The organism is Nostoc sp. KVJ20, assembly GCF_001712795.1.
GTDB lineage: Bacteria > Cyanobacteriota > Cyanobacteriia > Cyanobacteriales > Nostocaceae > Nostoc.
Window position 1 is genome coordinate 20580 of sequence record NZ_KV757637.1, and the last position, 17673, is coordinate 38252.

The window sequence follows — 17673 nt, forward strand, 5'->3', positions numbered from 1 at the left end:
TCAATGAGCCAAACTAGCCTAAATTTAGTTGCAATATCTATCTTTCTCATGACCCTATCGGTACTGCTGGGGCCGTTCTTAAACTTATCACCGGCAGTACCGGCACTTGCTACCTTCACCATTTTAGGCATAGCGACATTAGATAGTTTCAGCTTGCAAGGCAAGGGTGGTACTATCTTTTTGGATTGGATAGCTGGTTTTTCAAGTGAACACCGCGATCGCATCGTCCACCACGAAGCTGGGCATTTCTTAATTGCTTACCTGTTGGGTATTCCCGTTACCGGCTACACACTCAGCGCTTGGGAAGCCTGGAAACAGGGGCAACCTGGACAAGGCGGCGTTAGCTTTGATGATGGCGAATTAGCATCTCAACTAGAAGCGGGTAAAATCAGCGCCCAAATGTTAGACCGTTACTGCACCGTTTGGATGGCGGGTATTGCTGCTGAAACCCTAGTTTTTAATAATGCTGAGGGTGGATCTGATGATAAAAACAAACTGATAGGAGTCTTGACAATTTTAGGCTTTTCTGAATCAGCTTATCAGCAGAAACTACGGTTTCATGCCCTCCAGGCTAAAACTCTACTGCAAGAAAATTGGTCTAGCTACGAGGCTTTAGTTAATGCCATGCGACAACGCAATTCGGTAGAAGATTGTCATGCTGAGTTAGGAGTAGGGAGTGGAGAGTGAGTACAGGCTAGCGAATGATGGATTATACCTTTTAGAATTACAGGCGATCGCACTACTACAATGTCTCAGCTAGTTTTGAGAGTTTGTAGTAAGCACTTTAGTGCTTAGAAAATCAGGAGTAAAGTCCTTACTACGAACTTGCTTCTTCAATCAACTCTGGCGCGGAGTGCGGGAGATGGAAAGAGAGTTCCAAATGCAGCTTGTCGCTCGTTTAAGGGTTCTAACGCATCATTCCAAAGGCTTTCATAATAAAAGAAGGTTACGCCTAAACCGCGTTCTTGAGCAGCACGCACTTGAGATTTAATTTGCTGCATGGGAACTGGGTTATTTCGTAACCCGGTCATAATGCCAATTCCAGTTGGAATTGTTTGTTGCGCTTCCTGAATTTCTGGGCGGGAAATATTTGCCACAAAACTTTGCAGATCGGGACGATAAATTTGCACAATTAACTCGTCCACAATATTTTGTCGCATCCAACTTAGCCAATCTTGCAGGTGAAACTTGTAAGCAAAATCATAGTAATTGGGAGAAACGGAGAAAATCGCCTGGGGTTTTCTCTGCTTTACCGCTTGGTTAAGTTGTACCATGAACGCCGTAATTTTATCTGCCCGCCACTTTATCCATGCCTGATCTTGGGGATTATTTGGGGGAGGATTCTTAGTTTCTTTGGTGTATAAAGCAACTGTATATTGGTCGTAACCAAACTCGTGGGGCAAACTCATGTGATCGTCAAACTGAATGCCATCGGCATCATATTGGGTAACAGTTTCCAGCACAAGATTGGTGATGAACTGTTGCACTTGAGGATGGAAGGGATTAAGCCACATCACCTCACCCGCTGCACTGATTGAAGTTTGGCTACCATCCCGCTTTTGTGTGAACCAATCTGGATAATTCAGTGCAAGTTCTGAGGTTGGGGGAGCCATAAAACCAAACTCAAACCAGGGAATTACTAGCAATCCTTGGCGATGTGCTTGAGTAATGAGGTCTGCAAGAATATCATGTCCATCTGAACCTTTGTAGACAAAAGGTTGAATACCTGCACGTTGCGCGATCGCACTGGGATACATCACATACCCAGAATTCCATACCACAGGATAAACTGTATTGAAGTTCATCCGCCGTAGTTGAGTTACCGCATCCTGCACTTTGGCGCGATTCTTGAGAGTGTCAAAATCATTAGTAGTCATCCAAACCCCGCGAATTTCCTGACGGGGTATCTGTGCGATGGCAGGAGTGAAACTGTCTACCAGTAATACCGTAACAAAGGATATTAAAATGAGAATCGGAAAAAGAGACTTGAGCGCTCGCCGCCAAATTTGAACAATAAAAGGTGATTTCATAGATTTGAATGATGCATTAGCTACCCACACACGCCATTGCTCGTTTTTATGATTGAATCTACTAACCATATAGTTTACAAGTATTTATGCTTACTACAGGATTGATGAGTTGGTAGTTGTTCGTTCCCTGCTTATGGAACTTTTGCACCAGAAAAACTAAAGCAGACCTAACTATGAAGTGCTTGACGTAGTTAGTAGTCATTAGTGCCCAATAGATATTCGTATGGTGAATTGGGCATTGGGCATTGGGAATTGGGCATTGGTTATTAATTCTTCTCATCCTTACCCCTTGCCCCCTGCTCCCCTGCTCCCCTGCTCCCCTGCTCCCCTGCTCCCCTGCTCCCCTACTTCTTCCTCATCCCCCTGATCTTCACATTCCTCCACGCCCTACCTGTGTCACAATAAATAACTGTAATAAGAAAAATATTGTTAAGGTAATTTAGTGAGTCCAACTGCTCAATCCACGGCAAGTGCGCGTCGCGTAGTATTTCCTTTTACGGCAATCGTGGGCCAGGAAGAAATGAAACTGGCGTTGCTATTGAACGTGATTGACCCCAAAATTGGTGGTGTAATGATCATGGGCGATCGCGGCACCGGGAAATCCACAACTATCCGGGCGCTGGCGGATCTGCTGCCAGAAATTTCTGTGGTTGCCAATGATCCCTTCAGTAGTGATCCTAGTGACCCCGACTTGATGAGCGATGAAGTCCGCCAACTGTTAGAACAAGGGGCGGAAATTCCTGTAGCTCACAAAAAAGTCCAAATGGTAGACCTGCCACTAGGAGCCACAGAAGACCGAGTTTGTGGCACAATCGATATCGAGAAAGCTTTATCTGAAGGTGTCAAAGCTTTTGAACCGGGACTGCTGGCAAAGGCTAACCGAGGTATTCTCTATGTGGATGAAGTCAACTTACTAGACGACCATCTTGTAGACGTGTTACTCGACTCCGCTGCCAGTGGATGGAACACTGTAGAACGGGAAGGTATTTCTATTCGTCACCCAGCACGTTTCGTTCTTGTGGGTTCTGGAAATCCAGAAGAAGGCGAACTACGCCCCCAACTGCTCGATCGCTTTGGGATGCACGCAGAAATTCACACAGTAAAGGAACCAGCCTTGCGGGTGCAAATCGTAGAACAACGGGCGGATTTTGATCAAAATCCTCCAGCATTTCTCGAAAATTACAAACCCCAGCAAGAAGCATTGCAAGAGCAAATTGTCAATGCTCAACAGCTTTTGCCAAAAGTGAACATGGACTATGATCTGCGGGTGAAAATTTCTGAAGTCTGCTCAGAACTGGATGTAGATGGTTTGCGGGGTGACATTGTTAGTAACCGCGCCGCCAAAGCCTTAACAGCTTATGAAGGACGCACTGAAGTTACAGTTGATGATATCCATCGCGTAATTACGTTATGTTTGCGTCACAGACTGCGGAAAGACCCCTTAGAATCGATTGATTCTGGCTACAAAGTCGCCAAAGTTTTTAGCCGTGTCTTTGGTGTCGAACTACCAGAAAGTGATACTGCACAAAAAAACGGCACAGGTCAAAAGTTAGGGGCTAGAGGTTAAAAGTTAGGAGCGGAGCCGGAAACGCTCCGCCTCCGGTGAAGAATTAATAGTTAAGAGTTTTGAATGGAAAGCTGCTTCATATCTCACAACTTTAATTCCTCAATCAGCACTGACTATAAATCACAACTCCTAACTCTTAACTCAGCACTCAGCACTTAGCACTCAGCACTGAATATGAGATTTTGGTCTTTTTGGTTCAACAGCTTTATTCTATCTAGCCAATACGATCCGCCTAGGTTTGTAGAGTTATTGATGCTCTTATTAGCGATCGCTATGCTGGCAATAGGCAGTATTTTACCCGACAGGCCCTATTTAATTTTATGCTTGAGCTTATTAGTGGGGTCATCTATTTCTATCTTAGTGCGGGAAGCGATCGCCCCCTCACCCCAGACACGAATTACCCAACTAACAGCATCTCTATTGCTCATCATCAGCCTATATGGCTTTGCTGACTTAATGTATACTCTTTAAAATTAGTCATTTGTCATTTGTTAGTTATAAGCCAATACGCTTGGGTTAAGGTTTATTGGTGTAGGTAATTGGTCTTTGAAGACGCGATAAATCGCGTCTCTACATGAGGGTTCTGGGCTTATCTGAACTGTGTTGAGTTATAAACACCAATAGACCAATGACCAATGACTAATGACTCCATTTTTGCATTTCCACCAATTCCATACACAACTCATTAATTTGCTCTAAATCAGGTTTATGAGGTAGGGCAGATTGTTCGCAAACAATTTCCATTTCGGCAACCAAATCTTCTGCCATTTTCATTACCTGCTCATAAGAATACTCACCCTTTAAAATAGCTTTTAAATCCTCAACATCACCAGCTATTCTTCTATCTACAATCACTTCACCGTGCCGTAATATTTCTACTCCACTGCGTAACAATCTAATGCAGTGCATCCCATGTTTGAGGTCAAAACCCGATTTTCTTTCCATTTCTGCCCTAGCCGGATTCCTATTCTCCTGCCAAGATAAGTAAGCCTTCCATTCTCTTAAAGCTATTTGATAGCTTTGGCTTTTCTGAAGCAGACGAATAAAATCTTTACGGCTATTGGTTAACTTTTGGGTATATTCCAAAGTCTCATCGGGTAAAGTATATTGTTTTAAGACTCCTTTAAAATCAATATCTGCCGTCAGCAATTGATATAATTGTTCCGCTTCTTCCAAAAACTCAATCCGTCCTCTGATTAAGTTATAAAGATACTCCAGAAAAGCATTTAGCTCATCTTTGCCCAGAGGTGCTTCGTCTTCTATAGCGAAGTCAGATGGTATCGGTTTTTTTTGCGGTGGTTTTAATAGCCACTTACGATGAGTTTCCATCTTTTTAATTTGGGCAAAGGCATAACCAGTGTAAGTATGTTTTACCTTTTTACTCAAAAATAACTGTTTATGATTAATTAAATTCTGTCCTACTGTGTTTAAAAAAGGATAGTTATTTAACCAGAGCAATTCTAAAACATTGGGATTTGCACCCGCTAATAACTGGAGGATTTTTCTTAATTCATATATAACTGTGTCTTTGTTACCATCAACGAATGGAAATATTCCTGGTTCATCCCAACCAGTATCTTTTTGTTCTATGCGATCAAATCCCAAGTAGTACCTTTTGGGCGCGATAAATACTCCCCGATAATCCAAGTCTGAATCAGGACGATTTAAACCATAGCCGTGACTACCTGCCAAACCAATTAAAATAGTTCTTTGCTCAACTTCTATTCTTTTCATATCACCTGATTAAAATATAGTCATCCTAACTCATGAGTTAAGCAGGTGGGAAGATAGCAATTAGAGTTACTTAGTTTAACAGAAATGCTCCTAAAGGTGATGATGCAACGGTATCCCCTTGAGGAGCATAATTTGTCAATTCAGTTGTTCCTATACTTTCGATATTCCCAGAACAGGAATTATCTAGGATTAAGGTGGCGTCTAGTCCCCCATCCTGGATTGACAATGGCGGCTAAATCTTCTTCAGATAATTTGTTGATTTCGCTATCCAGTTCTTCAACGGTGAAATCATAGCCACGCTCTTGAGCAATCTTGATAAATGCTTCTGGATTAGCTGTTGCTTTGAGTTTTTGTTGTAATGCTTGATCTGCTTTTACGGCTTGAAAAAGTCGGGCAGCATTTTGCTGTGTCATGACAATCCATCTCCTGTTTGAAATATCAGGTTTGAATGTGGTAATTTAATTCCTGGGGATTCACTAACTTTTGTAAAGATGTAAAGATTTTATAGATTTAGCATCTAATTACAATTTTAAAATAAAGAAGAAAAATGTGTTGATTTTGACAAGAAAGTATAACTTTTAAGTTAAAAATAATGTTACTTTTTGCAAAATTCAGCCCTAAGATAGTAGTAATTTTTATCTAAAAAGCATTTATTCTGACTTTTAAAATTTTAGATATGGGGTTTTCCCTTCTCCCTCCATCTCAAGAGTTTCCTTGTCCTCTTTGCTGACCAGACGCCGATGCCAAATCCAAAAAGCTTATTAAAGCTTGACTTAATACCTGTTAATAAAATAGTATGTTAGATTGTCTGTCTAATTCCTGCTCGGATCAGGTAGACATATTACAAAGGCTGGCAAAAGCGTCTCTACAGAGATAAAAACCAGCTACCTGTACGGCAACCTCAAGGACAATTCCATGACCTACGCGATTATTGAAACTGGCGGCAAACAAATACGAGTAGAGCCAGGACGGTTTTATGATATTGAACTGCTTGCGATCGAACCAGACGAAAAAGTTACAATAGACGCTGTATTACTCGTGCAGCACGATGGTGAAGTCACCATTGGACAGCCATTAGTAACAGGTGCGACTGTAGAAGGGACTGTACTGCGACATTACAGAGGTCGTAAAGTCCTGGTATACAAAATGAAGCCGAAAAAGAAAACCCGCAAAAAGCGGGGGCATCGTCAGGAAATTACCAGACTTATGATTGACTCCATCACCCTTAACGGTGCAGTGTTTGCTGCCCAAGGTGAAGCGGAGAAGGAAACCCCCGTTTTAGATGAGACTCCTGCCGAAGAAGTTGAAACTGCTGTTGAATAATAATAATTAAGAAGAAGATACAAAAGAGGAAATCATGGCTCATAAGAAAGGAACAGGTAGTACACGCAACGGTCGTGATTCTAATGCCCAACGTCTGGGTGTAAAGCGTTATGGCGGTCAAGTTGTGCGTGCAGGAAACATTCTCGTGCGTCAGCGTGGTACTAAATTCCACCCTGGTAACAACGTCGGTATTGGTAGCGATGACACTCTGTTTGCTCTAATCGACGGTGTTGTAATGTTTGAGAGAAAGGGCAAAACCCGTAAAAAAGTTAGTGTTTATTTACCCATAACTGCTGTTGAAGCAGCTCCTGCTGAGGCAGTAGCAAGCTAGAGTGTGAGGGTGGGCATTGTTCCCCACCCTTCTCACTAGTGGTCTGTCTCATTAGTTATGAGGGGTAAATCAGTTCGTAGTAAGGACTTTAGTCCTGGATTTTTAAGCACTGAAGTGCTTACTACAAACTCATCAAAATTAATGCGATAGACCACTAGTTAACACTGGCATAATGGCCAAATTTGCATAAATATTCCTAAGATATTCCCAAGATATTCCCAAGATTTGCTTAAAATTCCCTTTGTTTCTCTGTTATCCATAGATTAGTATCAGGATCACAAAGGGCAGATATTCTTCAAAACAAAATATTACACTAAGAAATTGGATTGCGTAGCTTGCCGTTGTAGGCATTGCATATCAAGTCTTACTTCGGATGATTGCACTAAATGTTCCAAAGTTCAGGATAGCCAGTCAGAGATATGTTTGTTCGGAAACTCTGTCTATTAGGTGATGTGGTCTTTTGGGTCTAGTGATAAAACCATCAGTGCAATGAAGACATTGCTTATCATACTAAGTTGCGTTTATTCACTAGGGTAACTAGAAAGACTTTTATGCAGTTTGCAACTTCAAACTCGAATGCTAAGATACCGAGCAGTCAGCCCATTCTGCATCAGCATGGTCGAGGAACTCAGCCGTTGGGCACACTTCTTAATCTATCAAGTCCACAAGATTTGCTATCAATTCTGCAAGAACTTCGCCAGAACGTTGAAAGCGAAGGACAAGCGACCTTTAACCAGTGGCGATCGCACATTCAGCGTCCTGAGTTTCTTTCTAGTGCCTTGAATTTAGCTGAATATCTAGCTTTACGTCGGTACGATCTTCGCTCCCTCCAAGCTGCACTAATGCCTTGGGGCTTATCCTCATTAGGACGGATTGAAGCACGGGTGATGCCCAATCTTGATGCTGTCATTACCACCTTGGAAGTTATTTGCGGCTCCGAGTCTTCCCAGCACCTTAACCGTCCACCTATCGAGTTCTTTTTTGAGGGCGATCGCTTACTACAACAGCACACCGAAGAATTATTTGGTCAGTCTCCAGACCAGCGTCGGGTCAGGATTATGGTAACACTACCCACTGAGTCCGCCACTGACTACAAGATGGTGCGAGAAATTATACAACGCGGGGCAAACTGTGTGCGAATTAACTGCGCCCATGATACAACCGAATCTTGGGAGCGGATGATCGACCATATCCGTCAAGCAACACAGGAAATGGGAACGTCTTGTAAAGTCATGATGGACTTAGCTGGTGTGAAAATCCGCATAGGACAGGTACTTGCACCACTTCATAAAAAACGGGTATTTAAAGGAGATCATATTCTGCTGTCGCGATGTGAGCCTGAACTCGGAAATGAGTCAGAGACAGGAGAGTTCATCCCATCACCCGTAGAGCATTTCCAAACTTGGTGTACGGTTCCCGAAATTCTCGATTTGTTAACTGTTGACACCCCCGTATATATCGACGATGGCAAAATTCGGACTCGCGTAGTTGACACCCAGTACTCAGTACCCGATGGAAAACCGAGAATTTTACTACAAGTGACTCATGCTAGCCCGAAAGGAGTTAAACTCAGACCTGGAAAGGGATTGAATTTCCCAGAAACAGTTTTACCTCTTAGCCCACTGACTGAAAAAGATTTATCCGACCTAGATTTTGTCGCCACCCACGCAGATATTATTGGTTACTCTTTTGTGCAACATCCTGCCGATATTGAGTTACTTCAACAAGAATTGGACAAGCGCTCTGAGGGACGATTAAGCCGACCGGCGATCGTGGCAAAAATTGAAACTGCGATCGCAGTTTCCAATCTGCCAGAATTAATCATCTACGCAGCGGGGAAGCAATCATTTGGTGTCATGATCGCCAGAGGTGATTTAGCCGTTGAAATTGGATACCAGCGTTTAGCAGAGATCCAGGAAGAAATTCTCTGGCTTTGCGAAGCGGCTCATGTTCCTGTTATTTGGGCAACTCAAGTACTAGAGAGTTTGGTAAAAGATGGCACACCTTCGCGGGGAGAGATGACCGACGCCGCAATGGCTGAACGTGCTGAGTGTGTGATGTTAAATAAAGGGCCGTTTATTTCCGAAGCGATCGCCATTCTGGATGATGTTCTAACACGCATGGAAGCCCATCAAGTGAAAAAAACGCCACAGTTACGAGCGCTTCATTCGTGGTAATTTTTTAACCTGAACTCATTTTTCATCGACGGACACATATACCGTCGTTTCGCTCCATTTTTCTACTCAAGCTATGTGAGACAGCAGTATTATCTTAATGATCGCTAGCGGACTGTAAATCTATGAGTCTGATTCTTCCCAAACATACCCTATCCCGTCGTCGGTTACTTCAACTATCTGGACTTTCAGGGGTAAGCTTTCTTCTTGGTGGCTGTGGAACAAATTTGTTCTCAGATAATTTGCGGCAAATATCTGAGCCACTAAACCAAAGTCTTGAAGCACTCCTGCTAACTCAAAAACCCATACCTGAATTTCCTATCAATGCCATAGAAGCAGACAAATTGCTGATTAATACCTTTGACTTCACTCCGCAAATTGATCCAGCACAATTTCGCTTAATAATTGATGGTGAGGTCAATAATGCAATGCAATTGAGTATGGCAGATATTCAAAAACTTCCCTTGACTTCAATGGTGATTCGCCACGTCTGTGTTGAAGGCTGGGCTGCGATCGTTCAATGGGGAGGTGTGCGATTACGAGATTTAGTAGCGCTGGTACAGCCTAAGTCAAACGTCCGCTATGTCTATTTCAAATCTGCTGATGGCTATTATGAAAGCTGGGATATTGCCTCTGTTATACATCCTCAAACTCTCATGGCTTATCAAAAGAATGGACAACCCTTATCAGTTGATAATGGTGCGCCTATGCGCCTAGCATCTCCAATTAAACTAGGTTACAAGCAAAGCAAGTGGGTAACTCAAATTACATTCGTCAGCAATTTGTTACCTACTAAAGGCTATTGGGAAGATCAGGGCTATGAGTGGTTTGCAGGGCTATAGGGTAGACAAAAAGCTAATCTATATCGGGTTCAACGCCTAGCGATCGCAATTGTGCAATCAACCGTTCGGCCCGTAGTCTTTCCTGTTCAGCTCGTTGACTTTCTTGTTCAGCCCGTTGTCTTTCTTGTTCTGTAGAAGTCAATACCCAGCAGCCTGTCCAATCATACCACCGCAACCAGGGCTGTTCTACATCTTGATAGCGTCCCTGCCAGACACCCAAGCCTAATTCTAGTTCTGGTATCCAGAAGCGTGACTCTGACAGTGCGATCTCAGCATAACGACCACCATCTAACTTAAATATCCTTAACTCATATTTATAGCGATCAAATACTACATAATAAGGAACACGTAGAATCCGTTCATATACTTCCCATTTTCCTGGTGGTTGCTTGACATCTCGCAATGTCTGCCCTAAGTCTTCCTTTTCAGTTCCGGGAGACAGCAATTCAACCACAATAAAAGGCTGAACTCCCTCTTGCCAAAGGACATAACTTAAGCGTAAATCTCGTTGTTCGTAGAGACGGGAAACACCTAAAACGGCAAACCAATCTGGTCGTTTATGCCACAGTGGATGGCGCGGGTCATAATAAAGATTTAGATCGCTAGCAACAAATATCTCGTCGCTAGGATAATTTGGTGGACGAAAGGTTTCGTCTAACAGACGAGGTTGCAATAAATGAAACTGATCGGGCAAACCAGGCTCCTCTGGGTCTTCACTGGGAAGATCATACATGGTCGGCAATACATCTTTTGGCGATCGCGGCGGGTCAGTTTGATACATCATAAAGCAATCCTAATGATGAAACTCTCAATTCTATTATGATTCAATTGTTTTTGAGTGACTCAACACCTTGCAGAACGGGGTAGCATAAATTTCTTGGACATATCTGCGTTTAACCCGATATTTATTAAGCCTGAGTTTCTTCAAATAAGACTAAGCCATACTTCTCGCCAGTAGGCAAAAAGCCAATTCCTCGATAAACTGCTTGGGCTGCTTGGTTATTATCACCTGTAAACAGGATGGCACGTTTTACTCCTTGCGATCGCGCATCTAACAATGAACCTGCTACCACACTTTTGGCGTAGCCTTTACCCCGCAGCCCTGGCGGTGTCCAGACTCCACCAATTTGCACAATATCAGGTAGGCTAGCATTGAAAGCAGAGTAAGCAACTGGGGTATCTCCTGCTACCAAAACCCAATGCATAGCCGTAGCTTGACGTGCCTCAATTATGCGATCGCAATCAGGTCTTAAACTGGGAGTATCGGTTTTTCCTAAAGCTTCCACATTATAAGCAACGCACCACTCGCTAAGTAATTCCAACTCTTCTGGATATGGTAAACGACACTGCACCTTTGCTGATACTAAGGCTTGAGGTATTTGCAAATCTCCCAGTGCTAGAGAAAACAATATCTCAGCCTCATCAAGCTGAGTTGGTCGGTTGCTAAGTCCCAAAATGCTTTTTGTCGCTTCAACTTGTGCTGCTGGGCCACTAATTCCAGAGATGGCACGTCCAGATTGTGCCACAACTGCTTGTACCACTTCTGGCAGATGAACAGGGGCTTGAACTACGATCATCCCATTCCAAAAATGGGCTGCAACTGCCACTATAGTTTCATCTATGTAGGCCGCTATATAAGTTCCTTGAAATCTTGCACCTTGGTCAAGCAGTCCCGCAGCTCGCCAATTAGAGCGCAAAAACATAGAAGTATCAGTGTGTTGCAAGAGAAATGCTTCCAGTGATACTTCATCTCCAGGTTGCAGAATTCTCAAAATAGGCACAAAAACCTCCTGATAATTGAAAGGGACACAGCCTAACTGTGTCCCTAAAAGCTACTTCAAGATGCTAGGACTGGCGATAGCAGGCAAACTCCATTGTAAAAGTAGCCATACCAGAAGTAAGCGATCGCAATTCTGTAGAATACCCAAACATTCGCGCTAGCGGTACTTCTGCCCGAATCACCGTGTATCCCTGCATTGTCTCGGAACCCAACAACAAACCCCGACGAGAGGATAAGTCACCCTGAACCCTTCCCATAAACTCGTTGGGTGTTTCCACTTCTACAAGCATGATGGGTTCCAGGATGTAGGGTTTTGCTTTGGCGATCGCACCCTCAATTGCTTGATGGGACGCTGACCGGAAAGCCAATTCTGAAGAGTCAATTGGGTGATAAGAACCACCATCCAAAACGACTTTCACCCCAGTTACCGGATAGCCTTGCAGCTTTCCTGATTGCATCGCCTCACGGAAACCCTTCTCGCACGCCGGGATATATTCTTTGGGAATCGCACCCCCAACCACTCGATTCTCAAAGACAAACGGCTCGTCTGTGGGTTCAATCCACCCAGTAATATGGGCGTACTGACCGGGGCCGCCTGACTGTTTCTTGAATCGGTAGTCAAAGGTAGCTTGTTGTCCAATGGTTTCCCGGTACGCCACGGCGGGAGTACCGACGTAGACCTCGGCATTATATTCTCGTTGGATGCGCTCCAGGTAAATTTCCAAGTGGAGTTCGCCCATCCCAGAAATTAGAGTTGCTCCTGATTCGGGATCGATGCTCAACCGGAAGGTAGGGTCTTCCCTTTGAAAGCGATTGAGTGCTTTGGAAAGGCGATCGCTATCTTCCTGTTTTTTGGGCGTAATCGCCAGCGTAATCACTGGTTCCGGCACAAACATCTTCTCTAGAGATACCAGTGGTTCCCCAGAACAGAATGTATCACCAGAAGCACAATCCACACCCAACAGAGCGACAATATCCCCAGCAACGGCAACTTTTACCTCTTCTCGCTTATTGGCGTGCATTTTCACCAAGCGACCGATTTGCACCCGCTGTTCAGTCCGCGAGTTGTAGACGGTATCACCGGGTTTGAGCGTCCCAGAGTAAATCCGGGTATAGGTCAACTGCCCAAAGGATTCAACGGTGAGTTTAAATGCCAATGCCACCAAGGAAGCATCGGGGTTAGGGGAAAGAGCGATCAGGGATTGGGTACTGGGTACTGGGGATTGGGAATTGCTTGTCCTAGTTCCCAGTCCCCAATCCCCAGTCCCTAGTCCCTTGACGACTTCCCTATCTACGGGAGATGGTAGATAAAGCGTAACTGCATCCAATAAGTTTTGCACTCCTTTATTTTTGAATGCCGAACCCAGCAGTACAGGCGTGAATTCTAGACTCAAAGTTGCTTGTCGGATGGTTTCCCAAATTAATTCTTTAGGAATCTCCTCACCCGCCAATAGCATCTCGGTCATCGATTCTGAGAACAGCGACAAAGTATCTAACAGCTTGTCGCGTGCCTGTTGCGCTTCATCCCTAAGAGGTTCGGGAATTGCCTTTTTCACGAAGTTTTCCCCGTTTTCACCCTCAAAGTAGTCAGCAGTCATTTCCACCAGGTCAATTACTCCCTGGAATTGGTCTTCACTGCCGATAGGATACTGGATCAATACTGCATTTAGTTGCAAGCGATCGCGTATTCCCTGTACTACGCGAAATGGGTCTGCCCCCGTCCGATCCATTTTGTTGATGAACGCCAAACGCGGCACACGGTAGCGCTTCATTTGCCGATCCACCGTAATGGACTGGGACTGCACACCCGCCACAGCACACAGCACCATCACTGCCCCATCTAATACTCTTAGAGCGCGTTCTACTTCAATCGTAAAATCTACGTGTCCAGGTGTATCAATCAGGTTAATTTGAGTATCGTGCCACTGGCAGGTGGTAGCAGCGGAAGTGATGGTTATACCATGCAGCTTTTCTTCTGGCATAAAATCCATCGTTGCACCCTTACCGCCTCCCCGCACTTCCTCAATAGCGTGGATTCTGCCCGTGTAGAAGAGAATTCGCTCTGACAGCGTAGTTTTACCAGAGTCAATGTGGGCAGAAATACCAATATTTCGGATGCGTGTTCGGGGAATCATAAAATTTCCTTTTGTTCAAGCGACAAACAGTCACCACCCAAGTGGTGATATAGTTTGTATTATATGTGTACTACAAAGAAAAGACAAGGCTGATAATACAGAAAAACCGTTCTGGCTTTTCACGCTATCTGGAAAACCTCTCTCCTAAAAGGCTACGGTGTACACACAAATCCATCTCACCCCCTCTAACTCCCCCGATGCCTTGGGGGAGAACCGGGTATTTCCCCCCTTTCCAAGGGGGGATTAAGGGGGGTAAATCCAGGGTTTGCGCTTCATTACCAAGATGTGTGTACACCGTAGCCTAAAAGGAGAAATACTTTGAATTTTCCCCCTTCCCGCATCGGGAAGGGGGTTAGGTTTTTCGTGGGCCTGACAAACAGTTGATAACCCTGATTTTACTGTTGATTTATTTTGATATCTGCAAATTTAATTGCGTTGTTTTCGCTAATTAACGTTAAATTAACCTTCTTAACCCGAATTCACGTTAAATTTAGGCGAATAAATCTTAATACTCAGGTGAAAGATAGAATGGTAGGTTTTTTACAGTTTATCTATCCATAGGTACTGGATAAAAATTTCCAATTAGCTTTACTTCCTCCTTCCAAAGACGAGGAAGAATTCCACGCGGCAGTACTTCTTACAGTAGAAATCCTTCTATTCTTTTTCTTGTCATTCTTTCCTCATTTATCTGTTCCCTTGCGTCCATCGTCTTTCCCTCCTTTGAGTAATGATAAAGACTCTACGCTCCCTTCTTTCCTATGCAGCTTTAACTACTATAGTTTTCGTAGCTGTAGTCACAACCCAGTTAGTAACTACGCAAAAAACTCCTGCGATCGATAACATTACACCTACTATTATTCATTCGTTTAATAGCAGTAATAAGTCTGATGGTTCGACTTCAGAGGCAATATCTGTAGAAAGCAGCGATAGTAACCTTTACGGTACGAGTTACGAGGGAGGGGCAAATGATAAAGACCTGATTTTTAAGATTCCTCCTAATAGTAGTAATTTCAACCTTTTCTATTTGTTTAAGGAGAAGGATGGTCAAAGGACTAATCTTAAAGTCGCGGCTACCCAACCTACCACGAGCTTATACGTCTATGTGTCTCCCACGGGAAGCGACACTAAAGGCGATGGATCGCTAGGAAAGCCATTGAGGACGTTGGCATATGCAGCAAAACGAGTTCAACCGAATAAAAACTACACGATTTATTTGAACCCAGGTGTTTATAGGGAGACGGAAGCGACGGTACTTCCGCCGGGAGTGAATATCGAGGGAGCAGGTGAATCAAGGGTGACTATCACTACCAACGGTGCAATTCCTGCTCCAGGAGTAAACACAGGTAGTAGCAACTGGAGTCTTTTGCATCATGGAAGTATTATTCAGCTTGTCTCGCCGAGCTACTCCGGCTCAAGCCCTCGGTACGGCCCTCCTTCGGAGATGATTGGGGCGACAGACGGTAATCAGACGTTAGGCGGCTTCACCATAAATGGGAACGGCAAAACTATCAAAGCCGGCATCTGGGTAGAAAATCGTAATAACGTGACTGTGCATAATGTCACATTCAAAGATTTCCAGCACAGTGGTGCAGTTTTTACTCGTGGCGATATGTGGTGGTTCGTCCCGCTTCCAGATGGAAAGTGGATGAAAAACACAACGATACATGATTGCACATTTATCAACTCCGCTGCGGATTGGGTATCGGGAGGATCTACTGGGAACCTGAGACTTGGAGGGCTAGATGGTGCCAACATCTACAACATTACTATCCGAGAAAATAAAGGATACGGCATAAAGTTTATGCATGTAGGTCATCTACGTAACGTGAAAATTCACGATTGCGACATCCAGGTTCCAGAAGTTGATTCCCAGTGGAGCGAGGATGCTTCCATTGAACTTTGGAATTTGAGTTATGGAAACGAAATCTACAACATTACCTGTAATACGTGGTTATCGATGGTCAATCATTCAGTAATGAATGAATACCAGCCGACAGCTAAACACCCAAGTAATCTCAAGATGCGAAATGTACGAATCAAAGATATTGACGGACAGAGTGTTAAGGAGTCAATCGAAGTTGCCTTGAGCGGAGTCGAGATATCTAACTCCTACTTTCAGGATAAGAGCTTCGGTATTGCGATCTGGGGAGGGAAAGCATGGGGCGGAAGTATAGAAAATCACGACATTAACATCCACAATAATATTTTCGCAAATGTTGCTCGTAAAGTTCAATTTAGTTTCGGGAAAAGTGCTGCCATCTTCATTCCCGATTCAGCTTCCAACATCAATATTCACAACAATGTGTTCGATAACTTAGGGAATAGTCTACAACTCGACTCCGCAGACAGGATATCGATCAAAAATAATGTGTTCTTGAACTCTCAAGGAGACGATGTGCAAGGAGGTAAGAATATTGCTTTCACTAATAATCTCCGCAGAAATACGAACCCAGCAAAGCCAACTTGGCAGATCCAATTCGCGGTTAATGCGACAAACATCCAGGGTGATCCAAGATTTACAAGCACGGGCGAACGTTGGAACTCTTACTACAAGGCGGCTTCGTCACGCAGTCTTGTGGTGGATAGAGGAACTTATGTAGGACTTGCTTACTCCGGTTCGGCACCTGACATCGGTCGATGGGAGTGGTAAGAGACGTTGAAGGAGGCAGGAGGCAGGAGGTTTGACCTCAGTTGGGGATTGAAACCCCACCTGAATAAGCTGCCCCAAATTTTCAATTTGGTAGCGGTCTTAAACCCAAGTTCGCTTTGGTCACAGCAGGAAACAGATAGCGCAGCGTAATGGCAAATAAACGCTTTTATCACATTGGCTTTGGGCAAGATGATTTAGGTTCATCGCCTCCCAGCATTGCTCTATTATCTGGCGATCCAGAGCGATCGCGTCTAATTACCCAAACTTATTTACAAGATGTACGCGCGTTGTCAGAAAATCGCGGACTCAATAGTTATGTGGGATACTTACCGAATGGTCGCAGTATCTTATCAGCTACAAGTGGTATGGGTGCGCCTTCATTAAGTATTGTGGTCAATGAGTTGGTACAAGTAGGAATCCGGCAAATTATTCGCATTGGAACTTGCGGTTCCATTCAACCTTATATACCAGTTGGTAGTGTTGTTATTAGCAGTGCAGCATTATGTCGCCAAGGTGCAGCGAATGATATTGCACCTGTGGAATATCCAGCCGCAGCCGATCCTTTTCTGACGGTCGCTTTAGTTAAAGCTGCACGAGAATTAGAGGTTGAACATTACATCGGAATTACGGCATCAGTTGATACTTTTTACGAAGGACAAGAACGCACTGATTCAGCAAATCCAAATTTAATGCGATCGCTGCATGGCATTACAGAAGAATATCGGCGCTTGAATATCTTGAATTACGAGATGGAATCCGGCACACTATTCAAAATGGCAGGAGTATATAATTTTGCAGCAGCAGCTATTTGCGGTGTAGTTGCTTCGCGTACAGATGGTGAAAATATCATTTTGGAACAAATAGATATTGCTGTGAAAAATGCGATCGCAACTGCTGTAAATGCAGCAGCAAACCTTGAGTAAGCTAACAAATTTTTCTGATATGACTTTTTATTATGCCAGATTTAATATCCTCTAAGAGTATGTTTGAAAAGTCCTCTTCTCGGTATCAAAAGTTTTAGATCCCCCTAAATCCCCCTTAAAAAGGGGGACTTTAATTCCGGTTCCCCCCTTTTTAAGGGGGGTTAGGGGGGATCAACAAGTGCCT

The 17673-nt window shown here is 43.9% G+C and carries 16 protein-coding genes; 9 read left to right on the forward strand and 7 right to left on the reverse strand.

Annotation, left to right across the window (positions count from 1 at the left end; genetic code table 11):
* The first annotated feature begins 3 nt into the window (after positions 1-3).
* Positions 4-687, forward strand: coding sequence for an ATP-dependent Zn protease (locus A4S05_RS20220; protein ID WP_069071593.1), 684 nt, complete (start codon positions 4-6; stop codon positions 685-687).
* 146 nt (positions 688-833) lie between these two features.
* Here A4S05_RS20220 and A4S05_RS20225 read toward each other — a convergent pair whose 3' ends face one another.
* Entirely contained in the window at positions 834-2030 is a 1197-nt protein-coding gene (locus A4S05_RS20225) for a glycoside hydrolase family 10-like protein (RefSeq protein ID WP_069071625.1), read from the reverse strand.
* Between the two features lie 61 nt (positions 2031-2091).
* Positions 2092-2310: a hypothetical protein gene (locus A4S05_RS40440; RefSeq protein ID WP_141699764.1), complete on the reverse strand. Its 219-nt coding sequence runs from the start codon at positions 2308-2310 to the stop codon at positions 2092-2094.
* A gap of 162 nt (positions 2311-2472) precedes the next feature.
* Between A4S05_RS40440 and bchI the strand changes: the two genes are divergently transcribed.
* Positions 2473-3597 (forward strand): magnesium chelatase ATPase subunit I, encoded by a 1125-nt coding sequence (gene bchI / locus A4S05_RS20230; RefSeq protein WP_069071594.1) that lies wholly within the window; start codon positions 2473-2475, stop codon positions 3595-3597.
* Between the two features lie 174 nt (positions 3598-3771).
* Entirely contained in the window at positions 3772-4068 is a 297-nt protein-coding gene (locus A4S05_RS20235) for a hypothetical protein (protein WP_069071595.1), read from the forward strand.
* Positions 4069-4236: 168 nt separating this feature from the next.
* Here A4S05_RS20235 and A4S05_RS20240 read toward each other — a convergent pair whose 3' ends face one another.
* Entirely contained in the window at positions 4237-5331 is a 1095-nt protein-coding gene (locus A4S05_RS20240) for a nucleotidyltransferase domain-containing protein (protein ID WP_069071596.1), read from the reverse strand.
* Between the two features lie 179 nt (positions 5332-5510).
* Positions 5511-5744: a Nif11-like leader peptide family natural product precursor gene (locus A4S05_RS20245; RefSeq protein ID WP_069071597.1), complete on the reverse strand. Its 234-nt coding sequence runs from the start codon at positions 5742-5744 to the stop codon at positions 5511-5513.
* 502 nt (positions 5745-6246) lie between these two features.
* Between A4S05_RS20245 and rplU the strand changes: the two genes are divergently transcribed.
* From rplU to A4S05_RS20265, 4 genes are all read left to right on the forward strand, one after another.
* Positions 6247-6654, forward strand: a complete 408-nt coding sequence (rplU, locus tag A4S05_RS20250) for a 50S ribosomal protein L21 (protein WP_069071598.1) — start codon at positions 6247-6249, stop codon at positions 6652-6654.
* A 34-nt stretch (positions 6655-6688) separates the two neighbouring features.
* Positions 6689-6985: a 50S ribosomal protein L27 gene (gene rpmA / locus A4S05_RS20255; RefSeq protein WP_069071599.1), complete on the forward strand. Its 297-nt coding sequence runs from the start codon at positions 6689-6691 to the stop codon at positions 6983-6985.
* A 551-nt stretch (positions 6986-7536) separates the two neighbouring features.
* Complete coding sequence (locus tag A4S05_RS20260) at positions 7537-9162, forward strand: pyruvate kinase (protein WP_084227175.1); 1626 nt, start codon at positions 7537-7539, stop codon at positions 9160-9162.
* Between the two features lie 122 nt (positions 9163-9284).
* The gene (locus A4S05_RS20265) at positions 9285-10001 is read left to right on the forward strand and encodes a molybdopterin-dependent oxidoreductase (RefSeq protein WP_069071600.1); all 717 of its coding nucleotides are present in this window, start codon (positions 9285-9287) and stop codon (positions 9999-10001) included.
* Between the two features lie 13 nt (positions 10002-10014).
* Here A4S05_RS20265 and A4S05_RS20270 read toward each other — a convergent pair whose 3' ends face one another.
* The 3 genes from A4S05_RS20270 to fusA all read right to left on the reverse strand — a co-directional run bounded on the left by A4S05_RS20270 (position 10015) and on the right by fusA (position 13916).
* Complete coding sequence (locus A4S05_RS20270) at positions 10015-10782, reverse strand: Uma2 family endonuclease (RefSeq protein ID WP_069071601.1); 768 nt, start codon at positions 10780-10782, stop codon at positions 10015-10017.
* A gap of 127 nt (positions 10783-10909) precedes the next feature.
* Positions 10910-11782 carry a GNAT family N-acetyltransferase gene (locus A4S05_RS20275; protein ID WP_069071602.1) on the reverse strand — a complete coding sequence of 291 codons (873 nt, stop codon included), beginning with the start codon at positions 11780-11782 and terminating at the stop codon, positions 10910-10912.
* 64 nt (positions 11783-11846) lie between these two features.
* Positions 11847-13916: an elongation factor G gene (fusA, locus tag A4S05_RS20280; protein ID WP_069071603.1), complete on the reverse strand. Its 2070-nt coding sequence runs from the start codon at positions 13914-13916 to the stop codon at positions 11847-11849.
* A 727-nt stretch (positions 13917-14643) separates the two neighbouring features.
* Here fusA and A4S05_RS20285 point away from each other — a divergent pair.
* Positions 14644-16566 carry a right-handed parallel beta-helix repeat-containing protein gene (locus A4S05_RS20285; RefSeq protein ID WP_069071604.1) on the forward strand — a complete coding sequence of 641 codons (1923 nt, stop codon included), beginning with the start codon at positions 14644-14646 and terminating at the stop codon, positions 16564-16566.
* A gap of 149 nt (positions 16567-16715) precedes the next feature.
* Complete coding sequence (locus tag A4S05_RS20290; RefSeq protein ID WP_069071605.1) at positions 16716-17489, forward strand: nucleoside phosphorylase; 774 nt, start codon at positions 16716-16718, stop codon at positions 17487-17489.
* Positions 17490-17673: the final 184 nt, after the last annotated feature.